The organism is Pseudomonas sp. 10C3, from assembly GCF_036346185.1.
Classification (GTDB): Bacteria; Pseudomonadota; Gammaproteobacteria; order Pseudomonadales; family Pseudomonadaceae; genus Aquipseudomonas.
This window is the reverse complement of record NZ_JASJVE010000018.1, coordinates 83,395-100,932: the sequence shown is the minus strand read 5'-3', so window position 1 is coordinate 100,932 and position 17,538 is coordinate 83,395. Positions and strand designations below refer to the sequence as shown.

Annotated in this window: 14 protein-coding genes; 9 read left to right on the top strand and 5 right to left on the bottom strand. The window is 59.8% G+C overall.

Annotation, left to right across the window (positions count from 1 at the left end):
• Positions 1-26: 26 nt before the first annotated feature.
• Positions 27-1,391, bottom strand: a complete 1,365-nt coding sequence (locus QN399_RS18520) for a formimidoylglutamate deiminase (protein WP_330201384.1) — start codon at positions 1,389-1,391, stop codon at positions 27-29.
• Between the two features lie 202 nt (positions 1,392-1,593).
• On the opposite strand from QN399_RS18520, the gene hutC reads away from it, so the two are divergent.
• From hutC to hutG, 8 genes are all read left to right on the top strand, one after another.
• Positions 1,594-2,304 (top strand): histidine utilization repressor, encoded by a 711-nt coding sequence (gene hutC, locus QN399_RS18515; protein ID WP_322182988.1) that lies wholly within the window; start codon positions 1,594-1,596, stop codon positions 2,302-2,304.
• Complete coding sequence (locus QN399_RS18510) at positions 2,301-2,876, top strand: HutD family protein (protein WP_330201383.1); 576 nt, start codon at positions 2,301-2,303, stop codon at positions 2,874-2,876. Before hutC ends, QN399_RS18510 begins: the two co-directional genes overlap by 4 nt.
• A 400-nt stretch (positions 2,877-3,276) precedes the next feature.
• The gene (gene hutU, locus QN399_RS18505; RefSeq protein ID WP_330201382.1) at positions 3,277-4,977 is read left to right on the top strand and encodes a urocanate hydratase; all 1,701 of its coding nucleotides are present in this window, start codon (positions 3,277-3,279) and stop codon (positions 4,975-4,977) included.
• Between the two features lie 138 nt (positions 4,978-5,115).
• On the top strand, positions 5,116-6,585 hold the full coding sequence (locus QN399_RS18500) for a cytosine permease (protein ID WP_330201381.1): 1,470 nt from the start codon (positions 5,116-5,118) through the stop codon (positions 6,583-6,585).
• Between the two features lie 203 nt (positions 6,586-6,788).
• Positions 6,789-8,327, top strand: a complete 1,539-nt coding sequence (gene hutH, locus QN399_RS18495) for a histidine ammonia-lyase (protein ID WP_322277888.1) — start codon at positions 6,789-6,791, stop codon at positions 8,325-8,327.
• 104 nt (positions 8,328-8,431) lie between these two features.
• Complete coding sequence (locus tag QN399_RS18490; protein ID WP_330201380.1) at positions 8,432-9,850, top strand: amino acid permease; 1,419 nt, start codon at positions 8,432-8,434, stop codon at positions 9,848-9,850.
• A 15-nt stretch (positions 9,851-9,865) separates the two neighbouring features.
• Complete coding sequence (hutI, locus tag QN399_RS18485; RefSeq protein WP_322277886.1) at positions 9,866-11,071, top strand: imidazolonepropionase; 1,206 nt, start codon at positions 9,866-9,868, stop codon at positions 11,069-11,071.
• Positions 11,072-11,087: 16 nt separating this feature from the next.
• On the top strand, positions 11,088-11,891 hold the full coding sequence (gene hutG / locus QN399_RS18480) for an N-formylglutamate deformylase (RefSeq protein WP_330201379.1): 804 nt from the start codon (positions 11,088-11,090) through the stop codon (positions 11,889-11,891).
• A 29-nt stretch (positions 11,892-11,920) separates the two neighbouring features.
• On the opposite strand, the gene QN399_RS18475 is transcribed toward hutG, so the two are convergent.
• A complete protein-coding gene (locus QN399_RS18475; protein WP_330201378.1) occupies positions 11,921-14,182 on the bottom strand; it encodes a heavy metal translocating P-type ATPase in 2,262 nt (753 codons plus the stop codon).
• 83 nt (positions 14,183-14,265) lie between these two features.
• On the opposite strand from QN399_RS18475, the gene cadR reads away from it, so the two are divergent.
• Positions 14,266-14,712 carry a Cd(II)/Pb(II)-responsive transcriptional regulator gene (gene cadR / locus QN399_RS18470; protein WP_322177409.1) on the top strand — a complete coding sequence of 149 codons (447 nt, stop codon included), beginning with the start codon at positions 14,266-14,268 and terminating at the stop codon, positions 14,710-14,712.
• 98 nt (positions 14,713-14,810) lie between these two features.
• Here cadR and QN399_RS18465 read toward each other — a convergent pair whose 3' ends face one another.
• The 3 genes from QN399_RS18465 to QN399_RS18455 are packed head-to-tail and all read right to left on the bottom strand — an operon-like array spanning position 14,811 to position 17,467.
• Positions 14,811-15,782, bottom strand: coding sequence for a thymidylate synthase (locus tag QN399_RS18465; RefSeq protein ID WP_322277884.1), 972 nt, complete (start codon positions 15,780-15,782; stop codon positions 14,811-14,813).
• Between the two features lie 50 nt (positions 15,783-15,832).
• On the bottom strand, positions 15,833-16,645 hold the full coding sequence (gene lgt / locus QN399_RS18460; protein WP_322177407.1) for a prolipoprotein diacylglyceryl transferase: 813 nt from the start codon (positions 16,643-16,645) through the stop codon (positions 15,833-15,835).
• Positions 16,646-16,681: 36 nt separating this feature from the next.
• Positions 16,682-17,467, bottom strand: a complete 786-nt coding sequence (locus tag QN399_RS18455; RefSeq protein ID WP_330201377.1) for a sulfite exporter TauE/SafE family protein — start codon at positions 17,465-17,467, stop codon at positions 16,682-16,684.
• Positions 17,468-17,538: the final 71 nt, after the last annotated feature.

Below are 17,538 nucleotides of genomic sequence, written 5' to 3'. Positions count from 1 at the left end.
ATGTCAGGCGCATAAATCCCGCCTGACTATCCCAGCAATTCCCGCAATACCTGGGCAAACGCCCTGCTGCTTTCTTCCTCGCCCGCATGACGCCCAGCTCGCACTACCCAGCGACCATTGACCATCACATCGCGGATCTGCCGATCGCCCCCAGCGAACAACCAACGATTGAGAATCGCGTCTCCACTGGCCGTCGCCAGATAGGGATCGTTGCCATCCAACACCAGCCAGTCCGCGCGTTGTCCCACCTGGAGCGAGCCAATCGCCTGCCCCAAGGCCTGCGCCCCGCCACTAAGCGCCGCATCGTACAAGGTTCGCCCAACCATTGGCTGATCGCTGCGATGCAACCGATTACGTCGCTGATCACGCAGACGCTGGCCATATTCCAGCCAACGCAATTCTTCGACCACGCTCAGTGACACATGGCTGTCCGAACCGATCCCCCAGCGTCCACCCTGCGCGATGAAGTCCACCGCAGGGAAGATTCCGTCGCCAAGATTCGCTTCAGTGGTCAGGCACAAACCAGCCACTGCGCGACTTTCAGCCATCAATGCGACTTCATCCGGATTGGCATGGGTGGCATGTACCAGGCACCAGCGTGAGTCCACAGCGACATTTTCGTACAGCCATTGCAGCGGACGAAGCCCGCTCCAGCGCAGGCAGTCTTCGACTTCTTTCTGCTGCTCGGCGATATGAATGTGCACCGGACACTGCTTGTCGCTGGCGGCCACCACCTCACTGATCTGTTGCGGGGTGACGGCGCGCAACGAGTGGAAGCACAGACCCAATGCCTGCGCGGGCTGCAGAGCCAGAATCGGGCCCAAGCGCGCCTGTAGATCCAGATAACTGTCGGTGCTGTGGATAAAGCGACGCTGCCCCTCGTCAGGCGCCTGGCCACCGAAACCGGAATGGCTGTACAGCACCGGCAGCAGGGTCAGGCCAATGCCCGCGAAGCTGGCAGCCTGGCTGATTTGCAGGGCCAACTCGGCGGGGTCAGCGTAGGGTTTGCCGGACGTGTCCTGGTGCACGTAATGGAATTCAGCGACCGAGGTAAAACCGCCCTTGAGCATTTCGATGTACAGCTGGCGAGCAATGATGCCGAGCTGTTCCGGGCTGATCTTCCCGACCAGACGGTACATCAGGTCGCGCCAGGTCCAGAAACTGTCGTTCGGGTTACCTGCCACTTCGGCCAAACCAGCCATGGCGCGCTGAAAGGCATGCGAATGCAGATTAGGCATACCCGGCAACAACGGCCCCTTGATAAACTCGGCACCCTGCGCATCGGTATCGACCTGGACACCGGTGAGCAGGCCATCGGCGCTGACGTCGAAACGCACATTGTTGGCCCAACCACTGGGCAATAATGCGCGCTCGGCAAAGAAGGCGGACATGGCTCTACACTCCATCGTGTTTATTTGTATATACATATACAGACGTTTGCCTGCTCGGTAAACTCCAGCAAGCTTGTCGTCGGTCGGATCAATGGTTAGCTTGAGCGCATCTGCGCCATGGACCCACTTCCCGAATCATCACCTATCGAACAAGGATTTCACTGTGCCGACTCCGCCTGCCGTCTCTTCGCTGGCTGCCCAAATGGGCGACAGTCCGGCGCCTCTGTACGCCCGCGTCAAGCATATGATCGCCCAGCAGATCCAGAACGGAACCTGGGCGCCACATCATCGCGTGCCATCAGAAAGCGAACTGGTGACCCAGCTGGGTTTCAGCCGCATGACCATCAACCGGGCCTTGCGCGAACTGACCGCCGAAGGGTTATTGGTGCGCATGCAGGGCGTGGGCACTTTCGTCGCCGAGCCCAAGAGCCAGTCGGCGCTGTTCGAAGTACACAACATTGCCGATGAGATTGCCTCGCGAGGCCATCGCCACACCTGCAAGGTCATCATCCTCAATGAAGAGGCCGCAGGCTCCGAGCGCGCCCTGGCACTGGACATGCGTGAAGGTCAGCGGGTGTTTCATTCGCTGATCGTGCACTTCGAAAACGATATTCCCGTGCAAATCGAAGACCGCTTCGTCAACGCTCTGGTCGCGCCCGACTACCTCAAGCAGGACTTCACCCTGCAAACGCCCTACGCCTACCTGTCGCAAGTCGCACCGCTGACCGAGGGCGAGCACGTGGTCGAAGCGATTCTGGCCGAACCGCTGGAATGCAAACTGCTGCAAATAGAACCTGGCGAGCCCTGCCTGCTGATTCGCCGCCGGACCTGGTCCGGGCGCCAGCCAGTGACAGCCGCGCGCCTTATCCACCCAGGCTCCAGGCATCGACTGGAAGGACGTTTCAGCAAATGAGTCCGCTCACTGTTTTGCGCGCAGCCAGCTACCCGCGCATGCCGTGGAAGAATGGCGGGGGCAGTACGGAGGAAATCACTCGCGATGCGGGTGTTGGCCTCGACGGCTTCGGCTGGCGCCTGTCGATTGCCGACATCGCCGAGTCGGGCGGTTTCTCCACCTTCGCCGGCTATCAGCGAATCATTACCGTGCTCCAAGGCGCGGGCATGACTCTGCACGTGGACGGTCAAACGACTCGACCCCTGCGGCCATTGGACCCCTTCGCTTTCAGCGGCGAAAGCCAGGTGGCCTGCACGCTGCTCGGTGGCGCCATTCGTGATTTCAACCTGATCTATGCGCCGGATCGTTACACCGCTCGCCTGCAATGGATCGACAGCAACCAGCGGTTTTTCACCTCGGCAGGCACCGTACTGGTCTTCAGCGTGGCTGAGGGCTTGAGCGTCAGCGTGGGTAAAACCACCGAAGTGCTGGGCAAGCATGACTGCCTGCAACTGGGCGGCAACTCTGAATTGTTGGAAGTCTCGACCCGCGGCTCATGCTGCTTGATTGAACTGACTGCGACTGGCCTGTAGCCCCCCTCTCCACACCGTTTCTCCTCGCGCACCCTCCTCTCGCAAATTGTTACCTAACGCCCCAATACCGCGCAAAACCGCCTCGTAACAACGGCAAAAAGTTCTGACCAAAAAAATCTCATCTTTTTCCGCACTCGCCCAGCCCTTCTATTTCGGGGCTTGCAGCGGTTTTAACGATTTACTCCCGACCCGCAAAGCGAGTTGGTCTTTCGATTGCATATGCTTGTATGTACAAGTAAAGATATGTGCACAAGATAGCGCCAGTACCCACCCCGGCCCCCATGCACATACCTTGCCCCATTTACCTGCTAAACCTGTTTCGTCTGTTTCGAGATGCTCGACACAGGCCGGCTTGCCCACTGCCTGGGCTGGTTTGGATTGATCGCTGAGGAGTTTTTTCGTGACTGAGAATACCCAACACTGGACCCCGGAAACCTGGACCAAGCACCGTGAAGTCGAAGTCCGCGCTGCTCGTGGCACCAAACTGACGGCTAAAAGCTGGATGACCGAAGCCCCGCTGCGGATGTTGATGAACAACCTCGACCCCGAAGTCGCCGAAAACCCGAAAGAACTGGTGGTTTACGGTGGCATCGGTCGCGCCGCGCGCAACTGGGAGTGCTACGACAAGATCGTCGAAAGCCTGACCAACCTGAATGACGACGAAACCCTGCTGATTCAATCCGGCAAACCGGTCGGCGTATTCAAGACCCACAGCAACGCCCCGCGCGTCCTGATCGCCAACTCCAATCTGGTGCCGCACTGGGCCAGCTGGGAACACTTCAATGAACTGGATGCCAAGGGCCTGGCCATGTACGGCCAGATGACCGCCGGCAGCTGGATCTACATCGGCAGCCAAGGCATCGTTCAAGGCACCTATGAAACCTTCGTCGAAGCCGGTCGCCAGCACTACAACGACAACCTGACAGGTCGCTGGGTACTGACTGCAGGGCTGGGCGGCATGGGTGGCGCTCAACCACTGGCAGCGACGCTGGCTGGTGCCTGCTCGCTGAACATCGAATGCCAGCAGATCAGCATCGATTTTCGCCTCAAAACCCGCTACGTCGACGAGCAGGCTACTGACCTCGACGACGCACTGGCACGCATCGCCAAATACACCGCCGAAGGCAAGGCGATCTCCATCGCCCTGTGCGGTAACGCCGCTGAAATCCTCCCGGAAATGGTCCGTCGCGGTGTGCGTCCCGACATGGTCACTGACCAGACCAGCGCCCACGATCCACTCAACGGCTACCTTCCAATAGGCTGGACCTGGGACGAATACCGCGCTCGCGCCAAGACCGAGCCAGCGGCCGTCGTGAAGGCTGCCAAGCAATCCATGGCCGTTCACGTCAACGCCATGCTGGACTTCCAGAAAATGGGCGTGCCGACCTTCGATTACGGCAACAACATCCGTCAGATGGCTCAAGAAGAAGGCGTAGAAAACGCATTCGACTTCCCAGGTTTCGTACCGGCCTATATCCGTCCGCTGTTCTGCCGTGGCATCGGTCCGTTCCGTTGGGCTGCGCTGTCGGGCGATCCGCAAGACATCTACAAGACTGACGCCAAGGTCAAGGAACTGATCCCGGACGATGCCCACCTGCACAACTGGCTGGAAATGGCCCGTGAGCGCATCGCCTTCCAGGGTCTGCCGGCACGTATCTGCTGGGTCGGGCTGGGCCAGCGCGCCAAGCTTGGTCTGGCGTTCAACGAAATGGTCCGCAGCGGCGAGCTATCGGCACCGATCGTTATTGGCCGTGACCACCTGGACTCCGGCTCGGTCGCCAGCCCGAACCGTGAAACCGAATCCATGCAGGATGGCTCCGATGCCGTGTCTGACTGGCCATTGCTCAATGCCTTGCTCAACACCGCCAGCGGCGCGACCTGGGTGTCCTTGCACCACGGCGGCGGCGTCGGCATGGGCTTCTCTCAGCATTCGGGCATGGTGATTGTTTGCGACGGCACCGATGAAGCAGCCGAACGCATCGCCCGCGTACTGCACAACGACCCGGCCACCGGCGTCATGCGCCACGCGGATGCGGGCTATCAGATCGCTATCGACTGTGCCAAAGAACAGGGCCTGAACCTGCCAATGGTTAACCGCTGATCGCATAAACCTGTGGGGGCAGGCGTGCAACTAAGCGTCCAGCTGCGAAGGCGTCTGGCCTGATACACCGAGCCGCCCCATTCGCAGGCAAGCCGGCTCCTACAGAGTTCTTCGCATTCCCCCATAGAAGGTGGTCGCATGGCTGTTCCAAATGATCGTGTTGCAAACAAATCAATGATCGAAAGGCGTTCGATCGATTACATCCCCGACGGGGAAAGACATGGTCGTCTGTTCAGTCAATTTACGCTGTGGTTGGGTGCCAACCTGCAAATCACTGCGATTGTCACCGGGGCATTGGCCGTGGTGCTGGGCGGTGATGTGTTCTGGTCGTTGATTGGCTTGCTGGTCGGGCAACTGCTGGGCGGCGGGGTTATGGCGTTGCACGCGGCGCAAGGTCCGAAACTGGGCTTGCCACAAATGATCTCCAGCCGCGTGCAGTTCGGCGTATATGGCGCGGTGATCCCGCTGGTGTTGGTGTGCCTGATGTACATCGGTTTCTCGGCCAGTGGTTCGTTACTGGCGGGACAGGCGCTGGCGCAGTTGCTTCATGTGCAGGACTGGCAAGGCATCGTTATCTTCGCGGGGTTGATCGTGGTAGCGACCATCTTCGGTTACCGGGCCATTCACGCGATTGGCCGCGTGGCGAGCGTGATTGGGGTGATCGCGTTCATCTACCTGTTTGGCGCCTTGCTGGAAGGCAATGATGTTGGCGCGCTGCTGGGCAACAAGCACTTCTCATTGAGCAGCTTTCTGTTGGCGATTTCGCTGTCGGCCTCCTGGCAGATCGCGTTCGGCCCGTACGTGGCGGACTACTCAAGGTACTTGCCGCGCAGCATATCGGCAGTCAAAACGTTCTGGGCAGTCGGCCTGGGTTCGATCATTGGTGCACAAGCATCGATGGTGTTCGGTGTGTTCGCAGCCGCATTGGCGGGTAAGCAATTCGCCCACCACGAGGTGTCGTTCATCGTCAGCCTCGGCGGCACTGGCGTTGTCGCAGCCCTGCTGTATTTTAGCGTGGCATTCGGCAAAGTCACCATCACGACCCTCAACGCCTACGGCAGCTTCATGTCGATCGCAACCATCGTCAGTGGCTTTCGTGGCAACCGGCATATCTCCAGTGGTCTGCGACTGACGTACATCTTCGCCATGGTCGGCGTAGCAACGTTGCTGGCCTTGCTGGGCAAGGACTCGTTCCTCAAGGACTTTTCGGCGTTTATCCTGTTCCTGCTGGCGTTTTTCACGCCATGGAGCGCGATCAACCTGGTGGACTTCTACTGCGTTACCAAAGAGCGCTACGACATCCCGGCGCTGTCGAACCCGGATGGCCGCTATGGTCGCTGGAACTGGATCGGTATCAGCGTCTATGTCTTGGGCGTATTGATTCAAATGCCGTTCATTTCCACCCACTTCTACACCGGCCCCTTGGTCGAGCCCCTGGGCGACACCGATATATCCTGGATCATTGGTCTGGTGGTGCCTGCCGTCGCGTACTACCTGATCGCCAAAAAATGGCACAGCGCAATTCCAGATCGCCTGATTTTGCCGGTAGACAACGACACGACCGAAGGAATGCCATCGGATTTGCGATCCCAGGCCGCACTGAGCTGACGGTCGCCAATGCACTCGTTAGTGGGAGAGACCGTGAAAACTGAAGCGCGGCGATCCTCAAGAACAATGAATACCTACAGCCGATGTTCGCGAACTTATTGTGAACACCGCCTTTCCAAGATAGCCGATGCACACGCCCACAAGGCCCAGCCGACAAGCGTTGGCTTCAAGCAGCCGGCATTAATCAACACCCACAAGGGAGTATGAATGTGACTGAGTTAAACCTGACCCCCGGCCAACTGTCCCTGGCGCAATTGCGAGCGATTTACCACCACCCGGTAACCCTTCGCCTGCATGAAAGTGCCTCGCAACAAATTGAAAACAGCGTGGCCTGCGTCGAGCAGATTCTCGCCGAGAACCGTACCGCCTACGGTATCAACACGGGGTTCGGTCTTTTGGCATCGACGCGCATTGCCAGCGAAGACTTGGAAAACCTCCAGCGCTCGCTGGTGCTGTCCCACGCAGCCGGGATCGGTCAGCCGATCAGCGATGAACTGGTGCGCCTGATCATGGTGCTCAAGGTCAACAGCCTGAGCCGTGGTTTTTCGGGTATTCGCCGTCAGGTGATCGACGCCTTGATCGCGCTGATCAATGCCGAGGTTTACCCTCACATTCCGCTCAAAGGCTCGGTCGGCGCGTCCGGTGACCTCGCGCCATTGGCGCACATGTCCCTGGTATTGCTCGGCGAAGGCAAAGCCCGTCACAAAGGCGAATGGCTGCAAGCGACTGACGCCCTGGCCATTGCTGGTCTGAAACCCCTGACCCTGGCGGCCAAGGAAGGCCTGGCGCTGCTCAACGGCACTCAGGTCTCCACTGCGTTTGCCCTGCGCGGCCTGTTCGAAGGCGAAGACCTGTTCGCCGCCGCGCTGTCCTGTGGCTCGCTGACGGTCGAAGCCGTGCTGGGTTCGCGCGCACCGTTCGATGCCCGGATTCATACCGCTCGCGGTCAACGCGGACAAATCGACGCCGCTGCCTGCTACCGCGACCTGTTGGGTGAAAGCAGCCAGATATCTAACTCCCACATCGACTGCGACAAGGTTCAAGACCCGTACTCGCTGCGCTGCCAGCCACAAGTCATGGGCGCATGCCTGACCCAGCTGCGTCAGGCCGCTGAAGTGCTGGCCGTCGAATCCAATGCCGTTTCCGACAACCCGCTGGTGTTCGCCGCTGAAGGCGAAGTGATCTCGGGCGGTAACTTCCACGCTGAACCGGTCGCCATGGCGGCGGATAACCTGGCCCTCGCCCTGGCGGAAATCGGTGCCCTCAGCGAGCGTCGCATCTCGTTGATGATGGACAAGCACATGTCGCAATTGCCACCGTTCCTGGTGGCCAATGGCGGCGTGAACTCCGGTTTCATGATCGCGCAAGTGACTGCAGCCGCGTTGGCCAGCGAGAACAAGGCGTTGGCCCACCCGCACAGCGTCGACAGCATCCCGACCTCTGCCAACCAGGAAGACCATGTGTCCATGGCTCCTGCTGCCGGCAAGCGTCTGTGGGAAATGGCTGAGAACGTTCGGGGCATTCTCGCCGTAGAATGGCTGGCGGCCTGTCAGGGTCTGGATTTCCGCGATGGCTTGAAAACCTCGCCAAAACTCGAACAAGCCCGCGCCGCTCTGCGCAGCAAAGTGCCGTTCTACGATAAGGACCGCTTCTTCGCACCGGACATCGAAGCCGCCTGCCAATTGCTGGCATCCAACTGCTTGAACACGCTGGTGCCCGCCAATCTGTTGCCAAGCCTGTAAATCACTGCCGAACCTGGACCGGTTCGTTATGGGAGAAGTGCTGCGAACCCGGAGGCCAGGATTCGCAGCACTTCTCGCCATACAACAAAAATAAGGGATGCGATATGAAGCCACACCCAACCGGCCTGAAGCGTGGACTCTCCGCTCGGCACATTCGATTCATGGCCCTTGGCTCAGCCATTGGCACCGGCTTGTTCTACGGTTCCGCGTCGGCGATCCAGATGGCGGGGCCGGCCGTGTTGCTGGCCTATCTGATCGGTGGCGCAGCGGTGTTCATGGTCATGCGTGCCCTTGGCGAAATGGCCGTGCATAACCCTGTGTCTGGCTCGTTCGGCCAATACGCCAGCACGTATCTCGGGCCCATGGCAGGCTTTGTCCTGGGCTGGACCTACGCCTTTGAAATGATCATCGTCTGCCTCGCCGACGTGACCGCATTCGGTATTTATATGGGGTTCTGGTTTCCCGATGTGCCGCGCTGGATCTGGGTGCTGAGCATCGTATTCCTGATCGGCGCGCTCAATCTGTGCAGCGTCAAAGTCTTCGGTGAAACAGAGTTCTGGCTGTCCCTGCTCAAGGTCAGCGCCATCGTCGCAATGATCCTCGGCGGCCTGGGCATCATGCTGTTTGGCATCAGCTCGTCCGGCGCTTCTACTCCTGAAACGGTCGCAGGCATCAGTAATCTCTGGGCCCATGGCGGCTTCATGCCCAACGGGATCGGCGGCCTGATCGCTTCGTTGGCGGTGGTGATGTTCGCCTTCGGCGGCATCGAAATCATCGGCATCACGGCCGGTGAAGCCAAAGACCCACAGCACGTGATCCCCCGTGCGATCAATGCCGTGCCATTGCGCATTCTGTTGTTCTACGTGCTGACGTTGTTCGTGCTGATGTCGATCTACCCTTGGCCACAGATCGGCACCCAAGGCAGTCCATTCGTGCAGATTTTCGACAAACTGGGCATTTCCTCGGCCGCGACCATTCTCAATATCGTGGTGATTTCAGCTGCGGTATCGGCGATCAACAGCGACATTTTCGGTGCCGGACGCATGATGTATGGCCTCGCCGAGCAAGGCCAGGCGCCGAAAAGCTTTGCCCGACTGTCGCGCCAGGGTGTGCCATGGATGAGCGTGCTGGTCATGGGTGCATCCCTGCTTGGCGGCGTGGTTCTCAACTATGTGATCCCGGAAAACGTGTTCCTCGTGATAGCGTCCATCGCGACGTTCGCCACGGTCTGGGTCTGGCTGATGATCCTGTTTACGCAGGTCGCCATGCGTCGTTCAATGGACAGCAAAGAGGTCGCGCAACTGAAATTCCCGGTGCCGTTCTGGCCCTATGCCCCGGCGGCGGCGATCGTGTTCATGCTGTTCATATTTGGCGTGCTGGGTTATTTCCCGGACAGCCGGGCGGCACTGCTCGTCGGTGCGATATGGATCGTGCTGCTGGTGATTGCCTACCGGATCTGGGTCAAACCGGGCACACCAACGGCGCGATTAGTGTCTGAACCTTCTCTTTTCTCACCTCACTGACCTCGGAGGCCGCAGATGAAAACGCTCTGGCAACACTGTCACGTTGCGACCATGGCGCAAGGTAAGTACTCGATCATCGAGGATGCCGCGATCGTGACGTCAGGCGAGCACATCGAGTGGATCGGCCCGCAGGCTGAACAACCCGCGTACGACCATACCAACGTCGTCGACCTGGGCGGTGCCTGGGTCACGCCAGGCCTGATCGACTGTCATACGCACACGGTTTTTGGCGGTAACCGCAGCGGCGAATTCGAGCAGCGCTTGCAAGGCGTGAGCTACGCAGAGATCGCGGCGGCCGGTGGCGGCATCGCCAGTACCGTACGCGCCACCCGCGCCGCCAGCGAAGATCAACTCTTCGCCAGTGCAGAGCAGCGTCTCAAGCGCTTGCTCCGCGACGGTGTGACCACGGTGGAAATCAAATCCGGCTACGGCCTGGACCTGGCCAGTGAGCGCAAAATTCTGCGGGTGATCCGTCGGCTGGGTGCAGTGCTCCCGGTCACGGTACGCAGTACGTGCCTGGCCGCCCACGCCTTGCCGCCGGAATACGCCAACCGCGCCGACGACTACATCGACCATATCTGCCACGAGATGCTCCCGGCACTGGCGGCGGAAGGTCTGGTGGACGCGGTGGATGCGTTCTGCGAATACCTGGCGTTCTCGCCCGCGCAGGTTGAGCAGGTGTTTATCACTGCGGCTCAATTGGGCCTGCCGGTGAAACTGCACGCCGAGCAGCTGTCATCCCTGGGCGGCTCCAGCCTCGCGGCGCGCTATCACGCGTTGTCGGCGGATCATCTGGAGTTCATGACCGAAGACGATGCCATCGCCATGGCCGCGTCTGGCACCGTCGCAGTGCTGCTGCCGGGAGCCTTCTACTTTCTTCGGGAAACCCGATTGCCACCCATGGACGCGCTGCGTAAATACGGGGTCAACATCGCGATAGCCACCGACCTGAACCCCGGCACTTCGCCGGCCCTGTCGTTGCGCTTGATGCTGAACATGGCGTGTACGCTGTTCCGCATGACCCCGGAAGAGGCCCTGGCGGGCGTCACCCTCAACGCCGCCAAAGCGCTGGGGCTGGGCGATACCCATGGTTCGCTGGAAGTGGGCAAAATCGCCGACTTCGTGGCGTGGAAGATTGAACGGCCAGCGGACCTGGCTTACTGGCTGGGCGGCGATCTGGACAAGCGGATCGTGCGTCACGGCGCCGAATCACTGGTGTGATACTCAGGAGGTAGGTGTGAATAAGGTTCTGGATTTCAAACGTGGCCGGCTGCCCTTGCTGGTCAGCATGCCCCATGCTGGATTGCGCCTGACCCCGGCGGTCGAAGCGGGCCTGGTGGACGCAGCGCAAAGCCTGCCAGACACCGACTGGCACATCCCGCAGCTGTATGATTTCGCCAGCGAACTCGGCGCCAGCACCCTGGCGGCCGAGTATTCGCGTTTCGTCATCGACCTCAATCGCCCGGCCGATGACAAGCCGTTGTATGCCGGCGCGACCACAGGGCTGTTCCCGGCGACGCTGTTTGACGGCTCGCCGCTGTTCCGCGAAGGCCTGGCACCCAGCGCTGAAGAGCGCGCCCGCTACCTGGCGCTGATTTGGACCCCGTATCACCAAAGGTTGCAGCACGAACTGGCGCGGCTGCGTGACGAATTCGGCTATGCGCTGCTGTTCGATGCGCATTCCATTCGGGGCGAGATTGCGCACCTGTTCGAAGGCCGCCTGCCGGACTTCAACCTCGGTACGTTCAACGGCGCCAGCTGCGACACAACACTGGCCCGCGAGCTGGAAGCGACCTGCGCATCAGCCACCGATTACACCCATGTCCTCAACGGACGCTTCAAGGGCGGCCACATCACCCGCCATTACGGTGACCCTGCCAACAACATCCATGCCGTGCAGCTGGAACTGGTGCAAAACACCTACATGGAAGAGTTCGAACCCTTCAAGTACCGCCCAGACCTGGCCGAGCCCACACAAGAGGTGCTGCAAAACCTGCTGCAAACGCTGATCGACTGGGGACAGAAGCGCTATCCAGGCTGACATCGCGAAAGCATCATGTCAGACGACCGCTATTTCCTGAGCAACCGCAACCCGTTGAACACCACCAGCAGGCTGACGCCCATGTCGGCAAACACGGCCATCCACATGGTTGCCATGCCGGCGAAGGTGACGATCAGGAACACCGCCTTGATCACCAAAGCGAGAACAATATTCTGCTTGAGAATCGCCGACGTCTGACGTGACAGGCGAATAAAGGCCGGAATCTTGCGCAGATCATCGTCCATCAAGGCGACATCGGCGGTTTCGATTGCAGTGTCAGTCCCCGCCGCCGCCATCGCGAAACCAATCTCGGCGCGAGCCAGGGCTGGCGCATCGTTGATGCCGTCTCCGACCATGCCCACGCGATGACCCCGCGCATAAAGCGCTTCGATGGCCTGCAGTTTGTCTGCTGGCAACAGGTTGCCCTGCGCCTGATCGATACCGACCACATCAGCAATCGCCTTCGCGGTATGCGGATTGTCGCCGGTCAGCATCATGGTTTTGATGCCCAGCGCGTGCAATTCGCGAATCGCCTCACGGCTGCTTTCCTTGACCGTATCGGCAACCGCGAACAGTGCTATCGGGCCGAGGGAATCACACAGCAGCACCACGGATTTCCCCTGGAGCTCCAATGCGTCGAGCTTTAGCTCCAACTCCGGCGAACACAGGCCAAGTTCTTCTACCAACCGGTGATTGCCCAAGTGATAAAGCTGACCACCCACCTCACCGCGCACACCACGACCGGCCAGGGCTTCGAACGCCTGGACCTCATGCAGGGTCAATGACTGCTCAGCCGAGGCTTTGGCAATGGCCTGCGACACAGGGTGATCGGAGCGGCTGGCCAGACTGGCAGCGATGCTCCGCGTGATGTCGCTGATCCCCGGGGCATCGGGGCCTAACGCCAGGTAATCAGTCTGCACGGGCTTGCCGTGGGTAATGGTCCCGGTTTTATCCAGCGCCAGATAGTCGAGCCTGTGCCCGTTTTCCAGGTACACCCCGCCCTTGACCAGAATGCCCTTGCGCGCGGCTGCCGCCAGCCCGCTGACGATGGTCACCGGGGTGGAAATCACCAGCGCACAGGGGCAAGCTACCACCAGCAGCACCAGCGCACGGTAGATCCAGTCGAACCAGACAGCGCCCATCAATAGCGGAGGGATCAGCGCCACAGCCAAGGCCAGCAGGAAGACCGCCGGGGTGTAGATTCTAGAGAAGCTGTCGACAAACCGTTGAGTCGGCGCACGCGCACTTTGAGCCGCTTCGACTGCATGAATGATCCGCGCCAGCGTTGAGTCATTCGCCGCTGCAGTCACCCGATATTCCAGCGAGCCCGCCTGATTGATGGTGCCCGCGAAGACTTTGTCCCCAGCGGCTTTTTCTACCGGCAGGCTTTCTCCGGTGATCGGTGCCTGGTCGATGGTCGAGTTGCCCGAGACCACTTCACCGTCCAGCCCGATTCGCTCGCCCGGCCGCACGCGCAACAGCGCACCCAACTCGACGGTTTTCACCTCTTGCTTGAGCCATGTACCGTCGGCCTGCTGCACGGTGGCCGACTCGGGGGTCAGCTGCATTAAGCCACCGATAGCGTTACGCGCCCGATCCAGAGACTTGGCTTCGATCAACTCAGCCACGGTAAACAGGAACATCACCATGGCCGCTTCCGGCCATTGACCAATCAACAACGCACCGGTCACGGCGATGCTCATCAACGCATTAATGTTCAGGTTGAAGTTTTTCAGGGCAATCCAGCCCCTTTTGTACGTGCTCAGGCCCCCACTCACAATCGCGACCAACGCCACCAGCGCTACCACCCAGCTGGGTGCCAACTGGGCAAAATGGATCACTTCAGACGCCAACGCGGCCACGCCCGACAACGCCAGCGGCCACCACGGTTTTTTCACCGGCGCAGGAGCAGTCGCATCGGCACTGGCACCCTTCTCAACGGGCTCGGCGTGCATGCCCAGCGAGCTGATCGCTTCGCAGATTGGATCGGTAGACGGCAACTCGTGCCAGACGCCCAGCAGGCGATTGATCAAATTGAACTCGAGCTTGTGCACCCCCGCCAGCTTGCCCAGCTTGTTCTGGATCAGCGTCTGCTCGGTCGGACAATCCATTTGCTCGATACGAAAGCTGCTGAACTGCGCCGAGGACGAAGCGGATTCGTTGAACTGGACGACCGCAGGTGTGGCGGCTGACGAACAGCAGGTGTGCGCATGATCAGCCGCCGCATGGGGCTTGGCGTGGTGATGTTCAGAATGGTCGTGTTCGGAATGCGGATGTTCAGAGCGGCTCATCATCGAGTCCTTGAAGGTGCTTGTTGCCAAGTGAACACCCTGTAGCCACTATAGGGTCAAGCGCGTAAACGAGATTAATCCCCATGAAGATTGGCGAGCTGGCAAAACTGACGGATTGCCAGGTAGAAACCATCCGCTATTACGAACGCGAAGGCCTGCTGCCGCCGCCCGCACGCAGCGATGGCAACTATCGGCTCTACACCCAGGCGCATGTCGAACGGCTGACGTTCATCCGCAACTGTCGCAGCCTGGACATGACCCTCGAAGAAATTCGCAGCCTGCTAAGCCTGCGCGACAGCCCGCAAGACCAGTGCGAGAACGTCAATGCGCTGATCGACGAGCACATCCAGCATGTCAACGCCCGGGTGGCGAGCCTGCAAGCGTTGCAGGCACAGCTACTGGAGCTGCGTCAGCGCTGCATCGATGGCACCCTGGAGCATTGCGGGATCTTGCAGCAGCTGGAAGCCAGCGGAGGGGTTGTGGCGGCAGAGAGTGAACACTCTCATGTGGGAAGAAGCCACGGGCATTGATCGCGTTGCATCAAGACACACCGCGTCGAGACATTTGCCAATGCATTCGCGCCCACAAAGATCTCGAAAGTCCTGTGAGAGCGATCAGCCACAACGCATCACACCGCCATCGGTGCCGTCATCGCCGGATGGTGCTCGTACCCTTCCAGCGTAAAATCGCCTGGTTCGATCAGCTCCAGCCACTCAGGCTGATACACACCGGTCTGGGCGAACGCGGGCACACGCTCGGAGATCACCAATTGCGGTGCCGGGAATGGCTCGCGCTTGAGCTGTTCGTTGAGCATGTCCAGATGGTTTTCATAGACGTGGGCATCACCGATGAAATAGGTGAACCAGCGCGGCGTGTAACCGGTCAAGCGACCAATCAACGACAGCAACGCCGCGCCTTCGGTCAGGTTGAACGGCGTGCCCAGTCCGAGATCGTTGGAGCGTATGTACAGCGTCAGGGAGATCTCGCGAGTCTCCTGGTTCGGGTGGAACTGGTAGAGCAGGTGGCACGGCGGCAGCGCCATTTCATCGAGCTGAGCGCAGTTCCAGCCGTGGAACAAAATCCGGCGGCTGCCAGGGTCTTTGATGATGGTGTCGACGCACTGGCGAATCTGGTCGATGGCCTTGTACAACACGACGTAGGCCTGGCCGTCTTCTTCGGACTGAGCGATCTGCTGATAACCCTGACTGATTGCCCGTTCGATGGCCGCAGGATTGCTGCTCTCAATCCTTTTGTAGGCTGGCCATTTACGCCACTGCACACCGTAGATTTCGCCCAGATCGTCTTCGCCCTTGCGGAACGGATTGTCCAGCCACTGCGCGTTTTCGTTGGCGTTCTGGTCCCAGACTTTACAGCCCAGCGCACGGAATTCGGCGGCGTTATTCACCCCGCGCAGGAAGCCGACCATTTCGCCGACAGCCGATTTGAAGGCCATGCGCCGGGTGGTGATCGCCGGGAAACCTTCCTTCAGGTCATAACGCAACATCGCGCCGGGGAAGCTGATGGTCTTCACTCCGGTACGGTTGGCCTGCAAGGTCCCGTTCTTGATCACATGGGCGACTAAATCCAGATATTGCTTCATAAATTACCTGTATCGGTGAACTCGCCGGGCAGTATCCCCGGCGTTTAGTGTTAAACCGCAGCGTTTTTGGCCGAGGGAGCGCGGTGATAAGCCAGCCAGATCAACAACAGACCACCGATGATCATCGGCAGGCTAAGGATCTGCCCCATGGTGACCCAGCCCCAGGCCAGATAGCCCAGTTGCACATCCGGCACGCGAACGAACTCGACGACAAAACGGAAAATCCCGTAAAACAGGGCGAACATCCCCGAAACGGCCATCGTTGGGCGCGGTTTACGCGAGAACAGCCAGAGAATCAGGAACAGCGCCACGCCTTCCAGAGCGAACTGATACAGCTGCGACGGATGACGCGCCAACTGCGCCGGATCGCTGAACGGCGGGAAGACCATCGCCCACGGCACATCGGTCGGTTTGCCCCATAACTCGGCGTTGATGAAGTTGCCAATGCGCCCGGCCCCCAAACCAATCGGCACCATCGGCGCGACAAAATCCATCAACTCGAAGAACGACTTGCCGTTGCGTTTGCCGAACCACCAGGCCGCCAGCATCACGCCGATAAACCCGCCGTGGAATGCCATACCGCCTTTCCAGACTTCGAAAATCAACAGTGGATTGGCGATATACGCGCTCAAATCGTAGAACAGCACGTAACCCAGTCGGCCGCCGACAATCACGCCCATGGCGAGCCAAAAGATCAGATCGGAGAGCTTTTCCTTGGTCCAGGTCGGGTCGAAACGGTTCAGACGGCGTGAAGCGAGTAACCATGCACCGCCAATACCAACCAGGTACATCAAGCCGTACCAATGGATTTTCAGCGGGCCAATGGCCAATGCAACCGGATCAATCTGCGGGTAAGGCAGCATTGCGACTCCTCAAATAAAACGCTCTAGTCACTAGAGCTACTGAACCAGAAAGCTTATACCCACGCACAGCAGCAGCGCGGCGAACATTCGTTTCAACAAGCGTGGCGACAGTGTATGCGCCAGTCGGGCGCCGAAGCGCGCAAAAATCATACTGGTCAAGGCGATACCCAGCAGCGCCGGCAAGTAGATGAACCCCAGGCTGTGCGCAGGCAACCGCGGGTCATGCCAGCCCAGGATCATGAAGCTCAAGGCGCTGGCCACCGCAATCGGGAAGCCACAGGCCGACGAGGTTGCGACTGCCTGCCGCATCGGCACGCTGCGCCAGACCAGAAACGGCACGGTCAGCGAGCCGCCACCGATGCCAAAGATGGCCGAGGCCCAGCCGAGAACAGTGCCCGCGAGTGTCAGACCCACCTTGCCCGGCACGCCGCGACCGGCCTTGGGCTTGAACTCGGCAAATAACTGCAAGGCCACCAACACGGCGAACACGCCAATGATCTTTTGCAGGTGCGGGCCGGCGATGGCTTTTGCCGTCAGCGCGCCAAACCCGGCCCCCACGAGGATACCCACGGTCATCCAGATAAAAATTGCCCAGCGCACCGCGCCGAGACGGTGATGCTCGCGCACCGCGTTGATCGAGGTAAAAATGATGGTTGCCAGCGATGTGCCAACTGCCAGGTGGGTCAATATCGACGGATCGAAGCCTTGCAGGGTGAAACTGTAGACCAACACCGGAACGATGATGATCCCGCCACCCACACCAAACAGCCCCGCCAGCACGCCGGCGCCGGCGCCCAATAGCAAATAGAGCAGGAATTCCATGGGTGTCCCTCAAATCAGTCAGGCATGGTAACGGAAGCACGGCACTCAGCTCTAGCGGTGAGCGATGTGAT